The following is a 25,631-nucleotide window of genomic DNA, read 5'->3' as shown; positions in this document are numbered from 1 at the left end:
ATCACGATCGCGCCGGTCGGCGTCGCGTTTCGTCAGAGGGGCCCGGCCCGCTTTTGATAGATTGGACTCAACCTCCGCCGACACAAGGTCAGAGTTGATTGATCTTCGGCATGGCTCAGATGAGATATCGAAATCATAACGGAGGTCCGGCCACCTTGGGCAGTGGCTCAAGTCTCTGACGATCAAGGGCGGAGAGGATGTACTCCGCCAGCCGCTCCGCGGCGGGCAGGGCGCCGCCCCGCGCCTTGATGAGAGCGATCTCGGCGTCCTGGAGCTGCGGCAGATCCTCGGTCAGGATCGTCAGGTCGTCCGGAGCCATCTCGCGGGGCAGCACGCTGACGCCAAGCCCGCCCCGCAGGGCGGCCAGCTGTCCGGCCAGGGAGGGGCTGGTATAGGTGGCGCGCCAGGCGCGGCCACTGGTCTCCAGCGCGGCGACGGCGCGTTTGCGATAGACGCAAGGTGAAGGCGCGGCGACCAGCGGCATGGGCCCGTCACGCCGAAGGATATCAGAATCCAGACCCACCCAGACCAGGGGCTCCCGCCAGACCCGGACGCCGAGATCAGGCCCCAGCGGCTCGCGCTTGACCAGCGCGATATCCAGAGCGCCCTCGCGAAGCCGGTCGAGGAGGTTGAGCGTCAGATCGCAGGTGACCGTCAGAGCCACCTTGGGGTGACTTCGGGCGAAGGCGCCCAGAACCGAAGGCAGATGCAGGGTCGCGAAATCCTCGGGCGCTCCCAGTCGCACCTCGCCCTCGACATCGTCAGCCGCCAGGCCCGCGAGAATGTCATCGTTCAACCGCAACAGGCGACGGGCCTGCGGCAGAAACGCCTCTCCGTGCTCGGTCAGGACGACGTGACGTGGATCACGCGACAGGAGCGACTGGCCAAGCTGGGCCTCCAGACGCCGCACCTGCAGGCTGATGGCCGACTGCGACCGCCCCAGTCGACCGCCCGCCCGCGTAAAGCTTCTTTGCTCGCACACCACCAGGAAGGTGCGCACGAGATCCAGGTCGAGATTGGTCAGGCGAGGCATGGCGGCTCCATGATGATCATTTGTGATTATACAAATGATCAAAATCAACAATGGAAATCGGTCGGCATCCCTTAGAGCGGCCGCGCGCCGGTCTGGCGCGCCGGGTCGGAGCGCTTCGTGGACATCATCACCCAAACTCTTGCCGCAGCCTCGACCAACTTGCTGCAGCCGGCCGTGCTGTTTTTCGCCTTGGGGGTTTTTGCCGCCCTGGCGCGCTCGGACCTTGTCCTGCCTCGCGAGGCGGCCAAGACGTTATCCCTGACCCTGATGCTCTGCATCGGCTTCAAGGGCGGCGTGGAGGCGCGCGCGCACGGCCTGGACGCGCACTTCCTCAAGGCCGCGGGTCTCGGCCTGGCCTTGAGCGCGATCATGCCCGTGCCGGCCTATCTCCTGCTGCGCCGCTCCGGGTTGAACGCGGTTACGGCCGCCGCCACCGCAGCTCACTATGGATCAGTCTCCGTCGTCACCTTCGCGGCGGGCCAGAGCTACCTGACCTCGATCAATCAGACGCCGGGCGGCTATATGTCGGCGGTTCTGGCCCTGATGGAGACCCCCGCTCTGTTGACGGCGATCGCGATCGCCGTGTTCAGCGATCGGCAGGGCGCTGACCGGCCGCCTATCGGGCGACTGACCCATGAGGTCCTGCTCAACGCCGCCAGCGTCATACTGGTAGGCAGCTTCGTCATCGGCCTGCTTACGGGTCCCGCGGGAGGCGCCAAACTCGCTGTGTTCTCCGGGCCGGTGTTCCAGGGCGTGTTGTGCCTGTTTCTGCTGGATCTGGGGGCGAAGGCCGGGCGACACTTGGCCAACGCGCGGGGCCTGGATGGCCGGGTTCTGACCATGGGCCTGATCCTGCCGATCCTCGGGGGCGCGACCGGCTTGGCTGTCGGACGACTGGCCGGGTTGGGGGCTGGCGACCTTGCCGCCCTGGCGGTGCTGGCCGGCTCAGCCTCCTACATCGCGGCGCCGGCGGCGATGGGTCTGGCCCTGCCCAAGGCAGACGCGGGAATCTATCTGACTCTGTCGCTGGGCGTAACGTTCCCGTTCAATCTCGCCTTGGGCATACCGCTCTACAGTTTGGCGGCCCATTGGCTGACTGGGTGAAGCAGTTCCTGCTCTCCCTCGTTTCAGTCGGCGCCCTTGCTGGAGTTTCGCAACTGGCGAGGCGCCTCTACGACCGACGCCATAGCTAGCCGATCGCGCCTATATCTTACCGGTAGGAGGTGGCGCTACCCGGCCGCCATCCTCTTCCCCGGCTCTGTCGCAGGATCTTCGAACACCTGGCCGCTATTGGCTACCGGCCAGGTGTTGTGAGATCGGCAGGCGTCCGTTCTCCGGAAGGGGCTAGGCCGCGATCGCCTTGCGAGCAAAGATGAATTCAGCCTTCCTGCCGAAGACCCAGCGATTGAGGGTCAGTGAGAAGGCGACTGTGGTCCACAGCGTGATGAACATCATGTGGATGTAGTGTAGCGGCGCCCAACCGAAGCTGAAGATCGCATAGAGGGCGACCCCGAACACCAGGCCGGCGATGGCCGCGCGGGCGTCGACGTTGCGGAACATCAGCCCGACGATGAATACCGACAGAACCGGCATGCTGGTCAGGCCGTTCAGCTTCTGAACCAGGTTGATGATGCTGTCGGCGCCGTCATAGATCGGGACCAGGATCAGCGACGCAATCACGAAGCCGATGCTGACCAGCATGCTCAGACGCGGCACGTTCGGCTTGGGCTGAATGTACTTCTCGTGGATGTCGCAGACGTACAGAGCGGCCGACGAGTTCAGAACACTGGCGAAGTGAGCCAGAACGGCCGAGGCGATGGCGGCGGCGAAGATGCCTGACATCCAGGTCGGCAGGACGTGCCAGACGATCTTGCCGTAGGCCGCGTCGCCCAGATGGCCGAACAGCTTGTAGGAGACGATGCCGGGGATCACGACCATCGGCGGCACGATCAGCAGGCGCACGACCGTGGCGGCGAAAACGCCTTTCTGCGCTTCCTTGAGGTTCGGCGCGGCCATGGCGCGCTGGGTGATGGTCTGGTTGGTCGACCAGTAGAACATCTGGATGAAGATCATCCCGGTCAGCAGGGTGTGCCAGGGGATCGGCGAGTCGTTGCCGCCGATCATGGTCAGGCGCTCGGGCGGTATGCCGCTGAAGTCGAAGCCGATGGCTTGGAGCGACAGGAAGACGATCAGCATGCACATGGCCAGCAGCAGGATGCCGCTATAGGTGTCGGTGACCGCCACGGCGCGCAGGCCGCCGAAGATGGCGTAGAGCGATCCGGCGACCGCGAAGGCAGCGGCCAGCACAATGATCGGGATCTCCAGCCCGAACATGGACTTCATCATCAGCGCGCCGGTGTAAAGCATGATCGGCTGATAGATGACGACGTTGCCGACCAGGAAGATGGTGGCGATCGTCGAGCGGATGCCGACGTTGTTGTACTTCTTCTCCAGAAGCTCGGTCACTGTGGTGCAGTTGTGCCGGTAGTAGATGGGCAGGAACACCCAGGCCAGGATAGACAGGCCGACCACGCCCGAGAGCTCCCACCAGGCCAGCAAGGCCATCTGGTTGCCGTTCATGCCCACCAGCTGATCGGTGCTGAGGTTGGTGATGGTGATCGAGCCGGCGATGAACATCCAGGACAGGCCGCCGCCGGCCAGGAAGAACTCCTTGTTGCCCCCTTCGGCGCCCCGACCCTGGCCCCGGCACTTCAGATAGGTGATCAGGCCGATCAGGGCCGTCAGGCCTGCGGCGATCCAGGCTTGCGTCAGTTGCAGATGCATGGCGAGAGCGTTTCCGGTGGTTCTTGTTTTTGTCGTTTATCGGGGCTTGGGCGTGTCGTGGCGCAGGGTGAGACCCAACGCCCAGCGGCGCTGGAAGCCCGGCCAGTAGCCGGCCGTGGCGGCGTCATCGGGACCCGCGAAGCGGCTGCCGACTGAAGCGCCCTGAGCCAGCGGCCAGGTTCCCTGGGCGGCGCGAGGCGTCGGCACGGTGAGATAGGCGCCATGCACGCTGTCGCCCTTGAGCTTGGCGTCGAGGAAGGCCGTGATGAAGTGGCGGTTGATCGCCAGGATGCGGTCGCGGCGCCAGACCGGCTCTTCGTGGCGCTCGATGGCCCGGAAGTTACCGGCTTCCGCCTCGGTGGCGCCGTTCAGAGCGACGTTGTGGCGGGCGTTCTCGTAGACCAGCATCTGGCGCTCAGCGCCGCCCAGATTGTCGTAAAGCCAGGCGACGCCCTGATCGTAGCCGCTGACATCGTCCTGATCGCCGACGACCATCAGCGTTGGCGTTGTCACGGCGGACAGGCCCTCGACGCTCCAGGCGCGCAGCGGCGGCGAGCCGCCCCACGGCGCAAAAGCCACCATGGCCTTCACGCCCTTGGGCAGGCTGGCGGTGAAGGTTGGATCCTGGACGGTGAACGGCTTGAGCAGATCGTAGGGGACGAGCTTGTAGAGCGCGCCCTGCGGATCCAGCCCAGCGCCCATGGTCGTCAGCGCGCCGAAGCCACCCATCGAATAGCCGATCAGGGCGACGTCATCGGGGTCATAGACGCCCTTTAGAGGACCCTTGTCGGCCTGGCGGGCGAGCTCGGCGATGACGAAGCGCTGGTCGGCGACGCGGGTGATCAGCGTGGTCGCGAACGACAGCTGAGGCGTCTTCATCAGGGAAGGTTCGAGGTCGCGGTGATCGATCGACGCGACGACATAGCCCTTGGACGCCAGGTTCTCGGCAAGGTCGCTGAAGCTGGTGGCCCAGTTGCGATAGCCGTGGGACAGCACCACGAGCGGGAAGTGCTGGCCCCGAACCGGCTTGGCGTCGGCATAGGCGCCGCCGGACTTGTAGAATACCTGCGGCGCGCCTGAGCTGGGCGTGTCCGGGCTGGGCGCAGGCATGGTGTAGGGGGCGGGCTTGGCGTCTCCGGCGGGTTTGATGGCGGGATACCAGATCGTCACCGGCAGCACGCGGTCGCGCCGGGCGATCACGCCCTTGGCGAGGTCGCTGGCCAGCAGGTCCGGCTGGTCGGCATGGGTCAGGGTTTCCTGGCGGACGCCGACGGCGTAGGCCCCGGCGGACGAGAGGGCCGGACCATCGTCCACAACCTGCGCCTGAACGCCGAGCGGCGCCATCAAGGCCAGAGCGATGGCCAGGGAAGCAAAATGCGTCATGCCGAATGTCTCCAGACGGCGACATCGCGCGCGCCGATGCTCGGGCCGCCGACGACGAACCGCGCGGTGGTGGGGGCGGGGGCGGCCACGGGCTGATCGCCATAGTTGAAGGCGAACGTCAGGTCGCCGCGTCGCCGGACCCGCAAGTCCGGGGCAAGCCGCTGGGTCTCGATACCGGCCTCGCCGCAGAGGCCTTCCAGGAAATCCGTGAGGAAGCGCCGATCGGTCAGGCTGGCCAGATAGATCGCGCGGCCCGCCCGGACGATGGCGGGGCCGCCGTCGTCATAGCGGCCAATGGCCGTGGCCTCGCCGACGATCTCGATCTCTTCGCGCCAAGTCGCGCTCTGATAGGTCTGGCCATTCCAGTTCAGGGTTCCCGAACAGTCGGGGCGCAGGGTCTCGACCGACAGCACGCGGATCGGCAGCAGGTCCCGCAAGGGGCCGGGCGGGAGCTGGTTGGGCAGGGTCAGCTCGTCGGTCTTGGCGCCCGAGCGGGGCCCGAAGACCACGATCGCGGCGCTTGCCTTTAGACGCGCGATCGTCGCGACGCTGGGCATGGCCAGGGATGGAATGACGACCAGCGCATAGGCCGATACGTCGCCGTCCGGAGAGACGAAGTCGACATCCACACCCAGGGCTCGCAGGGCGCGATAGTGATCCAGCAGGATGTGGGTGTAGTCGTAGCTGCGGCCCTGGCGTTCGATCTCGCCCAGCCATTGAGCCTGCACGTCGACCATCAGCGCCACCTTGGCGCGGCTGGTCGGGTGACTCTCCAGATCCAGGGCGGCCAGGTCGTTGACCACAGCCTCGATTTCCGGCCAGGCGGCGGCCTCGCTGCTGTCGGGACGCAGCAGGCCTGCGTGCATCTGCTCCTGGGCAAAGGGCGCCTGACGCCAGCGGAAATAGCTGACCACGCCCGCGCCGTGAGCGAAGGCTTCCAGTGTCCACAGGCGCACCATGCCTGGCGCAGGGCGAGGATTGTGATTGGCCCAGTTCACCGGGCCGGGTTGCTGCTCCATGATCCAGAACGCGCCTGGAGCCAAGCCTCGCGTCTGGTCGAAGAAGAAGGTGCCGAAGTCGGGGTGACCTGTCCGCATATAGGGCGCGAACACCTCGGCCGGCTCGTGCGTCATCAACAGGTCGGTGCGGCCCAATGGGTAGTTGTCGTAGCTGGCGAAGTCGAGGTCGGCGGCGACAGCGTGGTTATCGACACCGGTCTCGTTCATCGGAATGAAGTTGTGGGTGATGAACCGGCCGGGTGAGTGGGCGCGCAGGATCTTCACCTGAGCGTCGTGGAAGCGCACCACTTGGTCGGACGAGAATCGACGATAGGCCAGTCGATGGGATGGGCTGGTTTCGGTGACGGCGCCGACCGGCAGCTCGATCTCATCGAAGCTGCGGTATTCCATCGACCAGAAGACATTTCCCCAGGCGGCGTTGAGCGCATGGATGTCGGCATAACGTGCGGCGCACCACGCCTGGAAGGCCGTCCTGGCGACCGGCGAGGCGCTGAGCGTGGTGTCATGGCAGCTGAGCTCGTTGTCGGTTTGCCAGCCGGCCACACCACGATGGGCTCCGTAGCGTTCGGCCAGCGCCAGGACGATGCGCTCGCATTCGCGCAGATAGACCTCGCTGGAAAAGTCGTAGTGCCGACGCGAGCCGAAGCCGCGTACGCGGCCGGTGTCGGGATCGACGGGCAGGATCTCGGGGTGGCGATCGATCAGCCACTTGGGCGGCGTGGCTGTCGGCGTGCCGATCACCACCTTGAGGCCCGCCTCGGTGAGGATGTCGAGGATCTCGTCGAACCAGCCGAAGTCGTAGACGCCGGGCTCGGGTTCGAAGCGCGACCAGGCGAACTCGCCGATGCGCACATAGGTCAGGCCAAGGGCCTTCATCCTGCGCGCGTCTTCCCGCCAATGGCTGGTCGGCCATTGTTCCGGATAGTAACAAACGCCCAGCATGTCTTTCCTCCCGAAGCGCCGCGCGGGCGGCGCCAATCGTTATTCTCTTCAGCCTCTGGAGAGGCAAAGCGAACGTTCGTATGGCTCGCGACGCGCACTGTACGCAGCGTCTTTTTATGAGATCGTATTTATCCTACAAACGCATCGCGTCAACCGTCGCAGTTCGCAACGGTCTACTGCTTCACTCCAGCGTCACAGGCTTGTCGATGTCCGATCCCGCCCCCGGTTCCTTCGTCCGTCTGGATGGCGCCAGAACCAGCTTGATCATCGACTGCAGCGGTGATGCGCCGGCGATCCTGCACTGGGGCCCCAGTCTGGCGCCGGATGTGGATCCGATGTCGCTGGTGTTCATGGCCACACGCGAGGCCGCGCCGTGCTCGCCCGCCGTTCCTCCGCCTCTGGCGCTGACGCCGTTGCTGGGGCAGGGCTTTCCGGGAACGCCCGGCTTGCAGGCCCATCGCGACGGCCAGGCCTGGGCGACCTTCACCCGCATCGAGCGGATCGATTGGATCGAGGCCAGTGTCGTCGAGATCGTGTCGCGCGACGACCACAATGCCATCCGCCTTGTGCATCGGCTGGAACTGCAAGCCGATCAGGATGTGCTGGTCGCCTCGACCCGCATCGCGAACGAGGGCTCTGCGTCTCTGACCCTGGACGTCTGTGCGGCGCCGACCGTGCCGCTGCCGCCTGCCGCGACGCACCTGATCAATCTGGACGGACGATGGTCTGGCGAGTTCCAGATGCGGCGGACTGAGCTGGGGCAGGGCGCCATGGTGCGCGAGAACCGGCGGGGCCGCAGTTCGCATGACGCCTTCCCCGGCTTGATCGCGGAATGCGCGCCGTGCGGTGAGAATATCGGCGAGGCCTATGGCTTCCATCTGGGCTGGAGCGGCAATCACCGCATCGTCGCCGAGACGCTCTCTGATGCGCGGGCCTTCGTCCAGATGGGCGAGCTGTTCATGCCGGGCGAGATCCGCTTGGCGCCAAATACGACCTATGAAAGCCCCAAGCTTTACGCGGCCTATTCTGACGTCGGTCTGAGCGGGCTTTCACGCGCCTACCATGACTGGATGCGCGCGCGGCCGCAGCATGCGCGCCTGCGGGCCAAGCCCAGGCCTGTTCACTACAACACATGGGAAGCGGTCTATTTCGACCACGATCCGGACAAGCTTATGGCCCTGGTCGACGCCGCCGCCGGCATTGGGGCAGAGCGCTTCGTGCTGGACGATGGCTGGTTCAAGGGCCGTCGCGGCGACGCTGCCGGCCTCGGCGACTGGACCGTGGACGAGGGCGTCTATCCACAAGGCCTCAAGCCGCTGATTGATCGGGTGATCGGCGCCGGCATGGAGTTTGGTCTGTGGGTCGAACCCGAGATGGTCAACCCCGACAGTGACCTCTATCGCGCGCACCCCGACTGGATTCTGGGTTGCCCGCCCGCGCCGCAGTTATCATTCCGCAACCAGCTGGTGCTGGATTTCGGTCGGCCCGAGGTGCGCGACCATCTCTACGAGCGGATCGACGCGCTGCTGGTCGAGCATCCCATCGCCTATCTGAAATGGGACATGAACCGCGATATCAGCCATCCGGGCGGTCGTGATGGATCCGGCGGCGCGCATGCTCATGTCGAGGGGCTTTATGCGGTTCTCGACCGCCTGCGCGTTGCTCACCCTGACGTCGAGATCGAAAGCTGCGCTTCAGGCGGCGGTCGCGCCGACTTCGGAATCCTGGAGCGAACCGACCGGATCTGGACCTCCGACAGCAACGACGCCCTGGATCGCTTGTCGATCCAGAAAGGGCTGTCGCTGTTCGTTCCGGCCGAGCTGATGGGCGCGCATGTCGGCCCCACGGATTGCCACATCACCGGACGCCGGGTGTCTATGGCGACCCGGGTCTCGACGGCCCTGTTTGGACACTTCGGCATCGAGGCTAATCTGCTGGCGCTGACCGAAGATGAGCGCGCCGAGTTGGCGCGGGGCGTGGCTCTTCACAAGCAGCTTCGCAGCCTGATCCATGGCGGCGATCTCTATCGACTGGATCGACCCGCCAATGAGAACGCTTTCGGCATCGTCGCGAGCGATGGGTCCGAGGCGGTCTTTGCCTATACGCTGATCCGCGAACAGGACGCCTATTTCGCCGGCCGTTTGCGGCTTGCTGGTCTCGATCGCGAGGCGAGCTATGAGGTCAAGCTGGTCTGGCCCGATGTTTTGCCGACCCGCTCGACCATGATCGAGCCGCTGCGCCAGGGCGTCGAACTGGACGGTCTGAGCCTGATGACGGTGGGGCTGCAGCTTCCGCGTCTGCATCCGCAGACGGCGTTTATTCTGCACCTGCAGCGGCGGGCCTAAGGCGGCCAATCAGCCTTTAGCCGAGAACGAAAAAAGGGCTGGCCGAGGCCAGCCCTGAAGTCGGGGACGAAACGCGCCATCGCAAGCGCGTCGCGTAAGGCGGGGCGCGCGCAGGGCGCCCCGCCTTACGATCAGAACTGGGCGCGGACGCCGACCGCGTAGCGCGGTCCCGTGTCGACCAGGCTCAGGAACTGGTTGTCGTACTTGCCGACAGTCTCGGTCTTGGCGTCGTTGAGGTTGGTGCCCTCGACAAAGATCGAGAAATTCGACGAGACGGCGTAGCGGGCCTGGGCGTCGATCTGGCCCTGGCTCTTGGTGAAGATGGGATCGCCGCCCGTGCCGTTGGCCGCCGTGCTGACGAAGCCGTCTCGGTGGTTGTAGGCGACGCGAACCTCGATCGGCCCCTTGGCGTAGAAGCCCACCAGGTTCTGGCTGTCGCCGAGGCCTTCCAGAGCGAAGGTCGAGGACGCGGCCGTCAGGTTGGCCTTGCTGTCGACGAAGGTGGCGTTGGCCGTGACGCCCAGACCGTCGAACGGCGCGGGCAGGTAGTCGAAGGTGTGCTGGAAGCCGACTTCCAGGCCATAGACGTCGGCGCTCTGGGCGTTGCGCGGGCGCAGCACGTTGAAGTTGGCGACGCCGCCGGGGAAGTTACCCGCCGAATTGGCGACAGTGAAGGTTTCCGTGCCCAGCGAGCTGACGATGAAGTCGTCGATGCGCTTGTAGAACACGCCCGCCGTCAGATAGCCGGCCTTCTGGTAGTACCACTCCAGCGATCCATCGAAGTTGGTCGACTTGAACGGCCGCAGTTCGGGATTCCCACCGCTGGCCGCCAGGTTGCCCGGGCGAAGGCTGGTGAAGGTGATGCGCGGCGCCACGTCGGTCAGGTTGGCGCGTGACAGGGTCTTGGTCGCGGCGAACCGGCCCACGATGTCTGGCGTGATGTCGACCTTGACGTTCAGCGACGGCAGAAAGTCGTCATAGGTCGTGCTCTTGGAGACCGGCGCCGAGGTCGCTGCGAACACGGCGGTGTAGGCGGTGCTGTCGCCGACGATCGGCAGCAGGTCCAACAGGGTCTGCTGAGTGCCGTTCGATGTCAGCTGGGTGTGCACATAGCGCAGGCCCAGCGTAGCGCTCCAGGGCAGACCGCCGATGTCGGCCTCGAAATCACCCTGCACGTAGCCGCCGGAAATCTTCTCGCTGACCGAGTAGGCCGAGGGCTGGCGGGTGGGCGCATAGCCGTTCTTGGACGCCACGAAGGCGCCGGTAGCGCCCAGCGGACGTCCCGCGGCGACGTCTTCGGCAAGGCCGGCCGCAGCCGATTCCAGGAACTTGAAATAGGCCTCGGGGTCAAACGACAGCCACTGACGCGGGAAGTTGCCGCTTTCGCCGCTCAGGAACGAGCCGGGATCGAAGGTCTTGAGCAGGCCGGCCGGTACAGCGATGCCATAGCCGCAATAGGCGCAGCCGACATCATTGTCCGAGCGGACCAGCGCGTTGTCCTTGCTGCGATCGGTGTAGATGCCGCCGAAGCGCAGCTTGGTGAAGACCTCGTAGTCGGTGCTGAACGTTGCATCGAGGCGGGTCTCGTAGACGGTTTCCTTCACATCGACGCCTTCACGCGTGGCGAAGTGAGCGCGACCGACGGACGGATTGGTGAAGCTGTTGGCGGCCGTCAGGTTGGGCAGGCCGGTTCCGGTGTTGGAGAACGTGATCGGGTTGGTGAAACCGATAACCGCGAAGATCTCGTTGCCGCCGTTGTTGGACGCCGCCTTCGAATAGGCGGTGTCGAACTTGACGTTGATCTTGTCGGTCGGATTCCAGTCCGCGTTAAAGCCCAGCGCCGTCAGCTTGGTCGGACGGTTGAACGTGCGGCTGACATAGTCGGTGTGGGAATTGGTGTTCTGCGAGAACGCCGTGACCGTGCGGTTGGAGTCCAGAGTCACGCCGCTGGCGTCGGCCGGCGAGAAGAAGTGACCGACGCTGTTGGCCGTCGAGTCGACTGTGAACTTGTTATAGAGCGCGTCGGCCGACAGGGTCAGCGAGTCGGTGGCCTTGAACTGGACAGTGCCGGTCACGCCGAGGCGTTCGCGTTCCTGCAGGTCGGAAATCTGGTCGTAGTTGGCCGGGAACAGGGCGTTAGCGATCGCGCTGGCGCCTGAGCCCACCGTCGTCTTGTAGTAGCCGTTGGTCGCGGCCGTATCGACCCGCGCCTTGCGCTGTTGGTACGAGATCGAGCCCAGCACGCCGATCCGGTCGTCGGCCAAGCGCGTGGAGAACAGGCCGAACACCTCGGGAGCCGACTTGCCCGACAGGTCCTCATAGTTGCCCTTGGCGCTGAGAATGACCTTCGAGCCGCGCGTGTCGAGCGGGCGGGCCGTCTTGATGTTGATGGTCGAGCCGATGCCGCCTTCCTGCAGGGTGGCGTTGTTGCTCTTGTAGACGTCGGCGCCCGAGATCAGCTCGGCGGCCAGCAGGTCGAAGCTGAACTGGCGGCCGGTGTTTTCGGTGGCCAGGGTGCGGCCGTTGACCAGCACGTTGTTGAAGGACGGGCCAAAGCCGCGAACCGTGACGAAACGGCCTTCGCCGCCACTGCGGTCGATCGAGACGCCGGTGATCCGCTGGAGCGACTCGGCGACGTTGCTGTCGGGAAACTTGCCCAGGTCTTCGGAGGCGATCGAGTCGACGATGACGGCCGCGTTGCGTTTCACGTCGATGGCGCGGGTCAGGCTGGCGCGCAGACCCGTGACGATGATCTCATCCACCGTGTCGGCGGAAGCCGATTGGGCGGCCGCCGGGCTTGCCAGCGCGGCCAGACCAAGGGCGCCCACGCTGGCGCCGATCATCAGTTTGAGGCCAAAGGCGCGGCCGCGAGCACCGTCTCTCGTACGGATCATAGTTCCCTCCCAAATGCGCAAGGACCGCTTCAATTAGGGCGAGCGATCTTGTCTCGCCGACGTTGCGGCGCATTAAAATGATAAATCACAATAATAGATTTGGGTCAAACGTACGTTCGTTCACTGAGTAGGTCAGCGCTCCGAACTCGGAATAATCTTTGTGGAAGAATGACTTAGGAACGCCCGTTATCGGGCGCCGCTCAGGAGGCCAGAGAGCCTCGCATCGACGCGGTGTTATGGATGAGTCGCAGGACGTCTTGAATGATCGCCTCCATTGCGGCCTGGGCGGCGACGGGATCCCGCGCGGCGATGGCGTCGGCGACCTGTTGGTGGGCGGGGAGGGTGGCCAGATGCCCCTCAATGCTATTGGTGAACCGGATGGAGATCCGCAGCGCCGTGTTCACCAATTCATGCAGGTCGCGATAGAAGGCGTTCTTCGTCGCGTTGAGGATCGCGACATGGAACGCGACGTCGGCCGACAGGGCGTCATCCTGCCCCGCGGCGGCGTCGGACATCCGCGCCAGCGCCTTCTGGATGCTCGCGAGCCCGGATTCATCGGCGTTGCGCGCGGCGAGCGCCGCTGCGGCGGGCTCGATACCCAGTCGCATTTCGGTGAACTGGATCATCAACTTCAGTGAGAATTTGCGTTCAAGCAGCCAGCGCAGGACGTCAGGATCGAGCAGATTCCAATCCGCTTCTGGCGAGACCGCGGTTCCATGGCGTGGTCGTCCGCTGATCAGTCCCTTGGACGTGAGCATCTTGATCGCTTCACGGGTGGCGGTGCGGCTGGCGCCGAGCTGCTGAGAGAGCTCGGCCTCATTGGGAAATTCCGTCCCGACATATTGTCCGGTGATGATCGCGAGGCCGAGCGTCTCCACCAGTCTATGGGTGAGGCTCAATCCATTGGTCTTTCGCATTTCCCCTCCCGCAGGGCACAGATGAGCCCGATCCGCGCCGGAGGACAAGCCGATCAGTTCTCAATGGGGGAAAGCCTCAAACCGTCTTCAACGGCTCAGTTCCGGGGCGCCTTGTCGGCAACCGGCCACGGCGACTTGGGACGATCACAATCCGACCATCCACCGACAAGGGAAGAAGCGCAGCCTCAGGAAGGCTGGCCTGCGAGCGACGGCATGCCGCTCATTCACTTGGCGCGCCGTTGTTCCGCCTCCGGTGGAAAAGACGCGCGGCTCATCAACCTAGTTCTGGGCCGTGAATCGCAAGTGGCATGTCGTAAGCGGAACGCGTGTGGCCAAGCTTCCGGCAAACCTTTAAGTGTGTCCGACTTTAGGGTTGAGTGGCGTCGGGGGCGAAGTGTTTCGTTTTTTGAATTTCGTGCCGGCGCCCGTCTTGCTGGCAGGACTGTTGGCGGTCGGCGATGCGTGGGCGGCGGAGGCTCCAGCCAAACCTGACCACGTCACCATCCGTCCCGATCCGGCGGTGCGCCGGGGCGTGCTGCCCAATGGCCTGCGCTACATGATCATGCGCAACGCCAGCCCCAAGGACGCGGTGTCTCTGCGTCTGACGATCGACGTCGGCAGCTATGAGGAGGCCGACACCGAGAGGGGCTGGGCGCACTTCGTGGAGCACATGGCGTTCCGCTCGACGCGCGGGTTTCCTGATGGCGCGGTGAATCGCGTTTTCGCGCCGCTGGGCGTGGCGTTCGGGCGAGACCAAAACGCGACGACCACGATGTTCTCCACCAACTATCAGCTGGACATGCCCAAGCCCGACCAGGCCGAGCTGAAGAGTGGCTTCGACTGGCTGCGCGACGTGGCTGACGGCATCGTCTTCACCGACGACGCGGTCGCGCACGAGCGGGGGGTGATCCTGGCCGAGATGGAGACTCGCAATAATCCCCTGCTGATGGCGCAGGAGGCTATCGGCGCGTTCCAGGCCGGCGGCCAGCGATCGGTCAATCGCTCGCCGATCGGCTTGCGCACCACCCTGGACGCTGCGACGGCCGCTGGCCTCAACCGTTTCCACCAGACTTGGTACCGACCCGGCCACGCCATGGTCGCGGTGGTCGGCGACCGGTCGGTCGAGGAGATGGAGGCGCTCGTCAAGGCGACGTTCTCAAGTTGGACGGCCAGCGGGCCGCCTCCCACCCGCGCGCCCCTGGTCCAGCCGGGCCTCGAGCGTGGCGTGGAGGCCTTCAACGTCTCGGGGGCGTCCCTGCCGATGGCGCTCAGCGCCTGTCGGCTGCGCTCCGCCTCCCCGCGGGGACCCGATGACGTCCCGCGTCTGCAGCGATTGGCGCGCAGCCAGATCTGGCAGGATGTTCTCAACCAGCGTCTGGTTCGTCTCGTCAACGCCGGAGACTCCGGTCTGATGAGCGCCGGGATGATGGGCAATGACGCCCGTGATTTCGCGGCCAGTTGCCTGGTGGCCGTGCCGACGGGCGACACCTGGTCTCAGGCCCTCAGCGCCGCGCGCGACGAGATGAACGCCTTCGCCAGGGAGGGGCCGACCGAGCTGGAGATGGAAAAGGCCGTCGAGTTGCAGCGCTCGCGCCTGCGCGGCGCCATCCTGGGCGCGGGTTCGCGCGCCTCGCCCGACCTTGCCAGCGCGCTGGTGAGCCGCGAGGTGGCCGGCGAGTTGTTTGTCGCGCCGGACGAGGCCCTCTACGCCTTCGATCTGGCGGTCGAGGACCTGACGATCGAAGACGTCAAGGCCAGCTTCGCCACCGATTGGTCCGGCGGCGCCCCCCTGCTGGCCATGACCAGTCCAAAGCCCTTGGCGCGCGAGGCGATCCTGGCGGCCTGGACACAGAACGCGGCGGGCCCCGTGACCGCTCATGTCGCTGATCAGGCGGCCGCGATCTGGGCCTACGCCTCGTTCGGCAAGCCGGGCAAGATCGTCGAGCGCCGGGGCGTGGACAATCCCGGCTTCACGCGCCTGCGCTTCGCCAACGGTATCCTGGTCAACTTCAAGCAACAGAAGATCGAGCCCAACAAGGTCGAAATACGCCTGCACTTCGGCGGTGGGCGCGGCGAGATCGCCAGCGGCGATTACATCACCGCCGAGTTCGGCGGCATGCTGGTGGTGGCCGGCGGTCTGCGCCGCCACAGTTTCGTCGATCTCCAGGGCATGTTCGCATCCGAAGCCAATTGGAACTTCGCGCTGGGCATGGGTCCGCAGACCTTCGCCATGTCAAACTCGACCTTCGTCGGCAACCTTGGCACGCAGTTGGCGCTCATGGCGGCCTACATGTCCGATCCCGGTTTCGATTCGTCGCTGGACGCGCGCATTCCCACCAGCGTGGACCTGATCTATCGGACGCTCTTCACCCAGCCGGCCGTAGTGGCCAACATCGCCATCGTCGAGCGGGTGGCGCCGGACTCCGACAGTCGCACGCCGCCGCAAGCGGTGATGGCTGGTATCCGATCGGCCGATTTCGAGCGCGTGCTTAAGCCGATCCTGACGACGGCCCCGATCGAGGTGACCATCGTCGGCGATCTCGACGAGGCCAGCGCGATCAGCCTGCTCTCGACCACCTTCGGCGCCCTGCCAGCCCGGCCCCAGGCCACGCGGCCGCAGGGCCGGGCGCGGTTCCTGCGCTATCCCGAGACCTCGCCGCCGCCGATCCTCGCCGAGCATGACGGGCCCATCGACAAGGCCTCTGCCGCGATCGTCTGGCCGCTCTATGTCTCCACCCCCGAGCGGCGCCAAGAGGAGTATGCCTTGAAGCTCCTGGCCTCGGTTTTCGACACCGCCTTACGCCGGCGCATCCGCGAGGAGCTGGGCAAGACCTATGCGCCGAGCGTGCAGACGACCGGTCCTGACTTCGGCGACGAAGGCGCGCTGCAGGTCTCCATCGACGCCGCGCCGCGCGATCTGGAGGCGCTGATCGTCGAGGCCAGGGCGGTCGCCGCGCGGCTGATGGCCGGCGAGATCACTCCGCAGATGCTGGAGGACGCCCGTCAGCCCCTGATGGCCGCCGCGCGCGCGCGTCGCGAGACCAACGCCTGGTGGGCCGGCGCAATGGGCGGCTCTGCTCGCGAGCCGGCGGTGCTGGAGGAGTCGCTGAAGTACGAAGCCCTGATGTCGACCTTGACCGTCGATGACCTCAAACGGGCTGCCGCCCGCTGGCTGGCGCGCGAGCCCATCGTCGGCATGGCCTATCCCCGAGCAACCTCGACAGGAGCAGCCAAATGATCCGTGCGACGCTTCCCCTGGCGGGCTTCCTCGCGCTGTGGCTGACCTCTGCGGGGGAGTCGGCCCTGGCCGCCACGCCGCCGGCCGCCGATCCGCTGACCGCTTGCCTGACCTCCGACTCCTATCCGCCGAGGTCGGATCGCGAGAAGATCGTCGCTGATTGCGGCAAGGCGCTCGACGCCGGCGTGGCCGATCAGGCCCAGCGCGTCCGGGCGCTGGTCAATCGCGGCCTTGCCGCCTGGCGGCTGGACCGCAACGCCGACGCCGAGAAGGACGCCGAGGCGGCGTTGAAGCTCGCGCCGGACGACATCGACGCCCGGTTGGCTCGCGGCTTGGCGCGGATGGACCTGGATCGGGTCGATCAGGCGCTGGAGGATTTCAACGCCGTACTGGCGGCTCATCCGGGCCATCCGTTCGCCTTGCTGTATCGCGGGCGGGCGCGCCAATGGCACAAGGACGATCCCGCGGGGGCCAAGGCCGACTACGACGCGGCCCTCGCGTCCGATTCAAAGTTCATCCGGGCCTATATCCAGCGCGCCGATCTGTTGTCGCAGAGCGATCCGGCCGGCGCCGAGCGCGACCTGAAGTTCGCCCTGTCCCTGGACCCAGGCAACGGCTCGATTCCGCTACAGATGGCGGGGCTGTACGAGGGGCAGGGGCGTACCAGGGAGGCGATGGCGCTCTATGACGGCGCCATCCGGGCCGAGCCGGACAACGTCTACGCCGTGATCTACAGGTCCGGGCTAAAGCGCGGGCAGAACGATGGTGAAGGCGCGCTGCGGGACGCCGATCGGGCGGTCGAGATCGATCCCAAGCTGGCGCGGGCGCACGAGAGCCGGGGCGACGCCCTGGCGATGCTGGGCCGCAACGAGGAAGCCCTCAACGCCTATCGCGACGGCGTTAAGGCCGATCCGGATCATCTCGGTTCGCTGATCGGCGTGGGCTATATGGGCCGCAAGACCGATCACCTGGACGAGGGGCTAGGGGCCGTCGATGCGGCGCTGAAGATATCGCCCAAGGACACCGACGCCCTGTTCAACCGGGCGATGATCCTGGCGGCCAAGGGCGAACCCAAGCGCGCGATCGAAGCGTACGGCGCCGTGATCGCCGTCACGCCCGGCGTCGCGGCTTACTATAATCGCGCGCAGCTGTTTTCCGAGGCAGGCGACCACAAGGCCGCCCTGGCTGACTATCGCAAAGCTGCCGAGTTCGACCCCAAGGACCCAGACCTGTGGAACGGTATCGGCATCGAACTGGGCGAGCTGGAACAGGGCGAGGAGGAGCTGAAGGCCTATGAGACGGCGCTGCAGGTCGATCCGGCCAACGCGGCGGCCAAGGTCAACAGGGCCATCTATCATGTGGAGCGGCAGGATTGGCCTCGCGCGATCGAGGCCTATCGCGTGGCGCTGCTAGGCCAGCCCAAGCGCGCCGACCTGCATTTGGCGCTGGGCGACTGCCTGCTCAACCAGGGCCAGGAAGCGGCGGCCCGCAAGGAATATGACCTGGCCATCAAGCTGGATCCCAAGAACACCGACGCCTGGAGCGCCAGGGCTTCGCTTAACCAGCAGGCCGGACGCCTGCGCGACGCCATCGCCGACTATGGCCGCGCGGTGGCGCTGGCGCCCGACAACATCAACTTCCTGGTCAGCCGGGCGGCGGCGCTGCGGCTTGATGACCGGGACGCCCTGGCCCTGGCGGACCTCGACAAGGCGGTCGGGTTGGCTCCTAAGTCGGCCTATGTATTCAACAATCGCGGCTTGGCCCACGCCAGCGCAGAGCGCTACGACGCTGCTTTGGCCGATTTTGGCCAAGCGATCACGGTCGAGCCAGATTACGAACCCGCCTATTACAATCGCGCCGACGTATTCATCGCCCAAGACCGCTTCGACCGCGCCATCCGGGACCTCAACGTTTCGCTGCGGCTATCCCCGGCAGATAAGATGACCCTCGCGCGCAAGGGCTACGTCTACACGCTACTGAAGGACTATCGGCGCGCCCTCGAGGAACTGGACGCTGCCTTGGTCGTCGATCCCAACTATGCTCAGGCCCTGAAATGGCGCGCTGAGGTGAAGTCCTCGCTAGGAGACGCAGTGGGCGCCGACGCGGATCGCGCCAAGTCTGAGCGGGGCGGTTCGTAGCCGATCGGCATTCGCAACTTCTTCCGGGGTGCAATTTAAACTGCGAAGTCTGGTGACCGCTCGAAGCCGCTTCACGACCCGGGCGGACCAGGGAACCCGTTTGATCAGCAGGTCCGCTCCCCCAACCCATTAAGTTGCTAGCGGCCGATTGACGGCGTCTATCGGCGTGGCGCTGACCGTCCCGTATGCCGGTGTCCTCCAATCGTCTGGACTCACGGTGGTGATGGGCTAACGGAAACTGCACCTACCGCCCAATTTTGACGGGCTGCGCGTCAAGAGGGGCCCGAAACAGCGGAACACGGATGGAACGTTGTGAGGGACTATTGTGGGAAATCGGGTCGCGCAATGGCGATTTTTACCCGTTTGTTCCACCTTCACCGCCAACGCTCGGGCGAATACTGCCAATTGGATTATTGTTTTTCATTATTTATTGTCGTTCCAATTTAGGGCTGTCCGATCAAGTGGTTGAAATCATTGAAATCGGTCTGGCGTCACAATTTGAAGAAACAACCTAACGCTGGCCCAAAAAGGGCTCGAGACAACTTAACGCTGACCCGATTGGCTCGCTTTCGCAGCGCCGCAAAACGCTGCATCACCCGAGACCGTCCAATTTGGGCCGCTAACTTCCGGTGCAAGGTTGGAGGCGTCGGCGTCTCGTCCAGGGTCCGCTGCCCGCGCCGTTCGCCCGCGTACGCTTCGGTAGGCAGGAGTTCGAGGCGATGAAGTTTCGCTCCTTCAGGATTTTGAGCCAATGCCACCAGGCTAGCCACGACCATGAGTCCGGCGAGCGCAACGTGGACAGGGTCTGGCTCCCAAGGTTTGGGCTCTGTCGGCGCTTGGTCACCGTCCGACACCGTCGCGGTCGCGGCGGCGACTTGGATTGTTACCGGCACAACGACCCTGGGTTTTGAGTCGCCTGAGGCAAAGGCGAGATAGATAGCTGTCGTGCCGGCCGAGAATGCCGCCAGCAGGTTTAGTCGCGTAACGCTTGCCCTCAAGAATGGCTCGTTCGGTCTTGAGCCGACGCCCCCGCGCCGCGAGCTGGTCGACCGGGTAGGCGCGCAGTCGCTTGATAAGATCCTGTTCCTTGCGCCAATTCTCCTCAAGAAGCACGAGGACCACGCTCGGAGTCTGAAATGTCCGGATCGCTGTTGGCGCAAGGTCGCCCTGTCCCTAATGCGATATCTGTGTGGCTTCGGAGATCAGCAGGCCGGCCGATACGCGCTGGCCTTAATACACCGCGGCGAGATGGTCCGGGACTAAACCGGCGGCCGCGATTACGCGGGAGGGGGCATCACGATCCGATTGGAGAGAGTCAGGGGACTGAGCGCATAGGGCTCGAAGGGGGATTTGTTACTCATGTCATGGCTCTTCTGCGCCGATGACTGAGAGGCGGCGGTTGAATCCTCGCTGAGTCTTCCATCTGGTCGACGGCGTGACCGCAGTCGAACGCGCTTTGCCGCGGTGACGTCTCGGGCGCGCCGAGCGATGTGTCTGGCTGGGGTTGCCGTTTCGACTCAGGTAGTTATGCTGCATACCTGTTTGGCGCGGGCGTTTCGCCGCCTCGGGCGTTTGGCCTGAAAGGCATTCTCCGACGGCGTCCGACTGGAGAACGTTCTGGATGAGAAGCGGCGCTTAGCCGCCTTTCAGAACAAGGGAGGAACCGATGCAGCAGAGCAGCTTGCCGCGCGACGCGTTCATCGTACGGACCGTTATTCAGAAGCTCGACGACTGGAACGGCGTCGTCAACGGCGCTTTCGAGAACCTCACCGTCGATGCCGTGCGCGACGGTTTCGAAGGGGTGTTGGATGTGCGGCGGTTCGGGGATCTGGACCTGTCGCGGGTGGCCTCGAGCCCGGCGGTCGTGCGTCGAGCCCGTCCCGGCGGCGAGCCCTCCGCCCACAGGCGCTATTTCAAGCTGCATCTGCAGGACCTGGGGTCCAGCCTCAACATCCAGGATGGTCATGAGGCGGTGCTGCGGCCGGGCGATCTGATGCTCTGCGACTCCTCGCGGCCCTACAGCATCCGCTTCGACGATCCCAACCGCATGTTGGTGCTGCGCCTGCCCGAAGCGAGGGTCGTCGCCCGCCTTGGCGATCCCGACGCCATTGTCGGCCGTCGGCTGGGCGTGGAGGGTTTGGGAGCTTCGATGCTCTCGGCCTTCGTTCACAATCTCTGGGCCGCGCCGCCGATGGCGGGCGAGGCCGATTGCGAGGGCGCGTTGCTCGACGCGGCCCTGAACCTGTTGGCGGCCGCCTGCGGTTCCAGCGCTTCGGAGAACGATGGGAGCCCCCGGCAGATTGGCGCTGCGCAGATGAAGGACCGCATCAAACGCTTCATCGACGACAATCTGCGCGATCCGGACCTCAGCGTCAGCGGCGTGGCCCGGACCCTAGGGGTGTCGCCGCGCTACGTACAGATGGTGTTCGCCGCCATGGCGACCACGCCCCTGGCCTATATCCGCCGCAGGCGCCTGCAGTTGGCCGCCCAGCACCTGCGCCGCCACGGACCCGACGGCAGCATCACCGACCTGTCGTTCAGCCTGGGTTTTAACGACCTGTCCCACTTCAGTCGGGCGTTCAAGGCGCGTTATGGCGTCGGCCCGCGCGAGTATCGGGCGGGGTAGGGCGCTCTTGCATCCGAAGAAAAGCGCAATCCCTTCGCGGCTGTGAAAGTCGCCTTCGCGCCTGGCCAAGCATGGCCGCGCCGTCCGTGTTCCCCTGAGATCAACAAAATATAACCTTGGGGAAGGCTCAGGACATGTATCGCAAGCCATCGTATCGAGGCGCGCTCGTCGCCGCCTCGGCCATATCCGCCCTGTTGGTCTGCTCGCCGGCCGCCCATGCCCAGAGCGTCGTCGAGGAGCTGGTGGTTACCGCCCAGAAGCGATCCGAGAACGTTCAGGACGTGCCGATCGCGATCTCGGCCTTCACCGCCAACGCCTTGCAGGAGCGCGCGGTTGGCAATGTCGCCCAGCTTTCCAACCTGGCCCCCAATGTCACCCTGGACGGCGGCACGCCGTTCTCGGGCTCTCCGTCGGTGCTTTCGGCCTATGTGCGCGGCATCGGTTCGGACGACTTCGCCTTCAATATCGATCCAGGCGTCGGCATCTATGTTGACGGCGTCTATCTGGCTCGCACCGTCGGGGCCAACCAGGATCTGCTCGATGTCGAGCGGATCGAGATCCTGAAGGGCCCGCAGGGCACGCTGTTTGGCCGCAACACCATCGGCGGCGCGATCTCGATCGTCACGCGTGACCCCGGCGACACGTTCAGGTTCAAGGGTGACGTCACCACCGGCAGCTTCAATCTGATGCAGGCCCGCGGCAGCGCCGATCTGCCTTTGGCGGAGGGGTTGAGTTCGTCGATCACCTTCGGGATCAAGAGCCGCGAAGGCTATCTTGAGCGGATCCCGTATCCTGACGCGCGGGCCCGCAACAGCACGTCCTACACGGCCTTCCCCTCGTCGGGCTTCGACACCGCGTCGAAGGAAGGCGGCGAAAACAGCTGGAACCTGCGCACCAAGCTGAAATGGACGGGCGACGACACCAGGGTCGTCCTGTCGGCCGACTACACCCGCGAGGACAGCGGCGGTCTGGCCAACACCCTGCTCGGCACGACAGTGACGGTTCCGGGCAATTTCGCGGGCGCGACCAACCTGCCGGGCACGGCCTTCGATCCGACCGGGACGACCGGCTTCCTGTTCGGCGGCCTCTACAATTTCTGCATCGGCGCCAATTCGGCCCAGATCGCCGCCCGCAACGCCCAGGCGCTGTGCGGCGTGCGCGGCACCCAGTACAGCCCAGGTCTGCGGGTGGCCTCGCTGGCCGGGGTCAATGTCGACGGCAATCCCAACAACGACCTGCTGCCCTATGACGGCCGCTTTGTCAGCCAGGACATCGACAAGAGCTACGCCACCGGCAACAGCTTCTCGAAGCTGACCAATTGGGGCCTGGGTACCACCATCGAGCACAGCCTGACCGACGAGGTCACGGTCAAGTCGATCACCGCCTACCGCAAGCTGCTGTGGACGAGCGGCACCGACGCTGATGGCTCGCCGCTCAATGTCGGTCAGCTGAGTTTCAACATGAAGCAGTGGCAGTTCAGCCAGGAACTGCAACTTCTGGGCTCGGCTTTCGACGAGAAATTGAACTACGTGCTCGGCGGCTACTACTTCAAGGAAAAGGGCACGCTGCAAGACTACGTCACCTTCGACGAGGGCCTTTTGCAGGTCGATGGCCTCAATCAGCTGGAGACCAAGAACTACGCCGCCTTCGGTCAGATTGACTGGCGGCCCACCGACCTGATCGGCGTGACGATCGGCGGGCGTTACACCAAGGAAAAGAAGCTGTTCGAGGGCGGCCAGCAGGACCTGAACGGCTTCAACTACAAGCTCTTCGGCTGCTCGGACGCCAATGGCAATATCGCGCCCAACGGCGCCTTTCCGCTGGCCCCGGTCCCTTGCCAGGCGGCGCTGAGCTATCCGGATCCGACCAATCCGGTGCGGGTCTACGCGCCGGGCGTGAACGCGCAGGAGTTCACCAACTTCTCGCCCAAGGTCGGGGTCCAGCTGCATCCCGCCGACGACCTGATGGCCTATGTCAGCTGGTCGAAGGGCTACAAGACCGGTGGCTGGACCACGCGCCTGACCAATCCCCAACTGCTCGCCCAACCCTTCTCCGAAGAAAAGGCCGCCACTTGGGAACTGGGCTTCAAGTCCAAGCTTCTGGACAAGCGCCTGCAACTCAACGGCTCGGTCTTCAGCACCGAATATGACGGCATTCAGCTGAACTTCCAGCAGGGTACGTCACCGACCATCCGCAACGCCGGCGACGCCAAGATCGAGGGCGTCGAGCTGGAAGCGGTGGCCGTGCCGATCGAGGGCCTGACCCTCAACGCCTCCGTCGGCTACCTCAAGGCCCGCTACACCGATGTCCTGGCCGGTGTGCTGGCGGTCAGTGGTCCCAATCCGTTCCAGGCGGGCACGTTTGTCGATGCGCCCCTGCCCAAGACCCCGGAATGGAAGATCAATGTCAGCCCGCGCTACGAGTTCAAGCTGGGCAATGGCGGCGCCGTCACGGCGATCGCCGACTGGACCTACACCTCGAGCATCTGGAACAACGCCCAGCGCACCTACCTGCTGAAGCGACCGGCGGTCCAGGTGGTCAACGCCAACATCGCCTACGCTGATCCGGGCGGCGTCTGGTCGATCACGGTCGGCGGCACGAACCTGACCGACAAGCGCTACCTCACGACCGGCAATGAGAACATCGCCGCCGGCGCGATCTTCGGCACCTACAGCCGGCCGCGTGAGGGCTATGTCCGCTTCGGCGTAACGTTCTGAACCGAAGGGTTCGGCGCGCCGCCAGGTCTCGATAGGCGCGCCGAACCCACCCAGTATCCGCATTCAAGGGTGATGCAGCGATGACCATTCTCCAAGACCGCCCAGCTTCGGCTTCCCAAGAGCGCGCGGCGTCCGCAAAGCCCTTCCTGGGAGACTCGGTGTGGAGCGATCGGCTTTTTTCCAACGGCTGGGTCGCGAGTGGCGGCGGGCGGCTGGAGGTGATCGAACCGGCTACGGGCAAGGTTCTGAGCCGGGTGGCGCGGGCCGGCCGTCAGGACGTCGCCTCGGCGGCGGCGGCGGCAAAGGCCGCTCAGCCGGCCTGGGCCGCCTTGTCGCCCGACGCCCGCCAGGCCGTGTTGCTCAAGGCCGCGGATTTGATAGGCGAGAAGGCCGGCGAGGCCGCGCCCTGGATGATCCGCGAGACGGGCTCGATCGACGCCAAGGCCGGGATGGAGCTTGAACATGCCGCCGGCTTCGTGCGCCAGGCGGCGATGATGGCCACCGAGGCCCAGGGCCTGCTGCTGCCATCGTCAGACGGCCGGCTCAGCATGGCCCGGCGGGTGCCGCTGGGCGTGGTCGGGGTGATCTCGCCGTTCAACTTCCCGCTGGTGCTGTCGATCCGCGCCGTGGCTCCGGCCCTGGCGGCCGGCAATGCCGTGGTGCTCAAGCCCGATCCGCGCACGCCGATCAGCGGCGGCTTCCTGATCGCCCGGCTGTTCGAGGCGGCGGGCCTGCCGGCGGGACTGCTGCATGTCTTGCCTGGCGACGCCGAGGCCGGCGACGCCATGTGCCGAGATGCGAACATCGCCATGATCGCCTTCACCGGCTCCACCGCCGCCGGCCGCAAGGTGGGCGAGGTGGCGGGCGCGCACCTGAAGAAGGTGGCCCTGGAGCTGGGCGGCAAGAACGCCCTGCTCGTGCTGGATGACGCCGATCCCGACGTCGCCGCCTCCAACGCCGCCTGGGGCGCCTGGCTGCACCAGGGCCAGATCTGCATGACCACCGGCCGGGTGCTGGTGCAGCAGGGCCTGCATGACGCCCTGGTCGAGCGGCTGGTCGCCAAGGCCTCGCATCTGCCGGTCGGCGATCCGACCACCGGCCGCGTGGCGCTGGGACCGCTGATCACCCAGGCGCAGCTGGAACGGGTCCACGGCATCGTCACCGACACGGTCGCGGCCGGCGCCACTCTGGTGGCCGGCGGGACCTATGAGGGGCTGTTCTATCAGCCTACCGTGCTGACCGGCGTCCGGCCTGGCATGCGCGCCTTCGACGAGGAGATCTTCGGCCCGGTGGCGGTGGTCACCGCCTTCGGCGATGACGCCGAGGCCGCCGTCCTGGCCAATCTCGGTGACTATGGCCTGTCGGCCGGGATCATCACCGGCTCGGTCGGTCGCGGCATGATCCTGGGCGAGCGCCTGGACGTCGGCCACCTGCACATCAACGATCAGACCGTGGATGCGGGCCCGCACTCGCCGTTCGGCGGAATGGGAGCCTCGGGCAACGGCAGTCGCATCAGCGGTCCGGCCAATCTCGATGAATTCACCACCTGGCGCTGGACCACGGTCAAGCCCGCGGCGACGCCCTATCCGTTCTGA

General features: G+C 65.4%; 14 protein-coding genes. 7 read left to right on the top strand and 7 right to left on the bottom strand.

Annotated elements, in window-relative coordinates; genetic code table 11:
* Positions 1-133: 133 nt before the first annotated feature.
* Positions 134-1,033, bottom strand: coding sequence for a LysR substrate-binding domain-containing protein (locus ACW17V_RS11720; RefSeq protein WP_492105304.1), 900 nt, complete (start codon positions 1,031-1,033; stop codon positions 134-136).
* A 117-nt stretch (positions 1,034-1,150) separates the two neighbouring features.
* Between ACW17V_RS11720 and ACW17V_RS11715 the strand changes: the two genes are divergently transcribed.
* The gene (locus ACW17V_RS11715; protein ID WP_492105303.1) at positions 1,151-2,137 is read left to right on the top strand and encodes a sodium-dependent bicarbonate transport family permease; all 987 of its coding nucleotides are present in this window, start codon (positions 1,151-1,153) and stop codon (positions 2,135-2,137) included.
* A 240-nt stretch (positions 2,138-2,377) separates the two neighbouring features.
* Here ACW17V_RS11715 and ACW17V_RS11710 read toward each other — a convergent pair whose 3' ends face one another.
* Genes ACW17V_RS11710 through ACW17V_RS11700 form a run of 3 tightly spaced genes read right to left on the bottom strand, consistent with a single transcriptional unit; the run spans position 2,378 to position 7,161 of the window.
* On the bottom strand, positions 2,378-3,817 hold the full coding sequence (locus ACW17V_RS11710) for an SLC5 family protein (RefSeq protein ID WP_492105302.1): 1,440 nt from the start codon (positions 3,815-3,817) through the stop codon (positions 2,378-2,380).
* Positions 3,818-3,853: 36 nt separating this feature from the next.
* Entirely contained in the window at positions 3,854-5,200 is a 1,347-nt protein-coding gene (locus ACW17V_RS11705) for an alpha/beta hydrolase family protein (protein ID WP_492105301.1), read from the bottom strand.
* A complete protein-coding gene (locus ACW17V_RS11700; RefSeq protein ID WP_492105300.1) occupies positions 5,197-7,161 on the bottom strand; it encodes a beta-galactosidase in 1,965 nt (654 codons plus the stop codon). The genes ACW17V_RS11705 and ACW17V_RS11700 overlap by 4 nt, the downstream gene beginning before the upstream one ends.
* 206 nt (positions 7,162-7,367) lie before the next feature.
* On the opposite strand from ACW17V_RS11700, the gene ACW17V_RS11695 reads away from it, so the two are divergent.
* Positions 7,368-9,506: an alpha-galactosidase gene (locus ACW17V_RS11695; protein ID WP_492105299.1), complete on the top strand. Its 2,139-nt coding sequence runs from the start codon at positions 7,368-7,370 to the stop codon at positions 9,504-9,506.
* Between the two features lie 131 nt (positions 9,507-9,637).
* On the opposite strand, the gene ACW17V_RS11690 is transcribed toward ACW17V_RS11695, so the two are convergent.
* Complete coding sequence (locus tag ACW17V_RS11690) at positions 9,638-12,400, bottom strand: TonB-dependent receptor (RefSeq protein WP_492105298.1); 2,763 nt, start codon at positions 12,398-12,400, stop codon at positions 9,638-9,640.
* Between the two features lie 200 nt (positions 12,401-12,600).
* Positions 12,601-13,317 carry a FadR/GntR family transcriptional regulator gene (locus ACW17V_RS11685; protein ID WP_492105297.1) on the bottom strand — a complete coding sequence of 239 codons (717 nt, stop codon included), beginning with the start codon at positions 13,315-13,317 and terminating at the stop codon, positions 12,601-12,603.
* 430 nt (positions 13,318-13,747) lie between these two features.
* On the opposite strand from ACW17V_RS11685, the gene ACW17V_RS11680 reads away from it, so the two are divergent.
* Both ACW17V_RS11680 and ACW17V_RS11675 read left to right on the top strand, forming a co-directional pair.
* Positions 13,748-16,555 carry a M16 family metallopeptidase gene (locus ACW17V_RS11680; RefSeq protein WP_492105296.1) on the top strand — a complete coding sequence of 936 codons (2,808 nt, stop codon included), beginning with the start codon at positions 13,748-13,750 and terminating at the stop codon, positions 16,553-16,555.
* A complete protein-coding gene (locus tag ACW17V_RS11675; RefSeq protein ID WP_492105295.1) occupies positions 16,552-18,693 on the top strand; it encodes a tetratricopeptide repeat protein in 2,142 nt (713 codons plus the stop codon). The genes ACW17V_RS11680 and ACW17V_RS11675 overlap by 4 nt, the downstream gene beginning before the upstream one ends.
* 840 nt (positions 18,694-19,533) lie before the next feature.
* On the opposite strand, the gene ACW17V_RS11670 is transcribed toward ACW17V_RS11675, so the two are convergent.
* Positions 19,534-19,815 (bottom strand): hypothetical protein, encoded by a 282-nt coding sequence (locus ACW17V_RS11670; protein ID WP_492105294.1) that lies wholly within the window; start codon positions 19,813-19,815, stop codon positions 19,534-19,536.
* A 544-nt stretch (positions 19,816-20,359) separates the two neighbouring features.
* On the opposite strand from ACW17V_RS11670, the gene ACW17V_RS11665 reads away from it, so the two are divergent.
* From ACW17V_RS11665 to ACW17V_RS11655, 3 genes are all read left to right on the top strand, one after another.
* Positions 20,360-21,319 carry an AraC-like ligand-binding domain-containing protein gene (locus ACW17V_RS11665; protein ID WP_492105293.1) on the top strand — a complete coding sequence of 320 codons (960 nt, stop codon included), beginning with the start codon at positions 20,360-20,362 and terminating at the stop codon, positions 21,317-21,319.
* A gap of 134 nt (positions 21,320-21,453) precedes the next feature.
* Positions 21,454-24,036 carry a TonB-dependent receptor gene (locus ACW17V_RS11660; RefSeq protein WP_492105292.1) on the top strand — a complete coding sequence of 861 codons (2,583 nt, stop codon included), beginning with the start codon at positions 21,454-21,456 and terminating at the stop codon, positions 24,034-24,036.
* Between the two features lie 80 nt (positions 24,037-24,116).
* Complete coding sequence (locus ACW17V_RS11655; RefSeq protein ID WP_492105291.1) at positions 24,117-25,631, top strand: benzaldehyde dehydrogenase; 1,515 nt, start codon at positions 24,117-24,119, stop codon at positions 25,629-25,631.

The organism is Caulobacter sp. FV2ye17ST (assembly GCF_058680955.1).
Note: the sequence above shows the minus strand (reverse complement) of the source record. Positions and strands in the feature narration are given on the sequence as shown.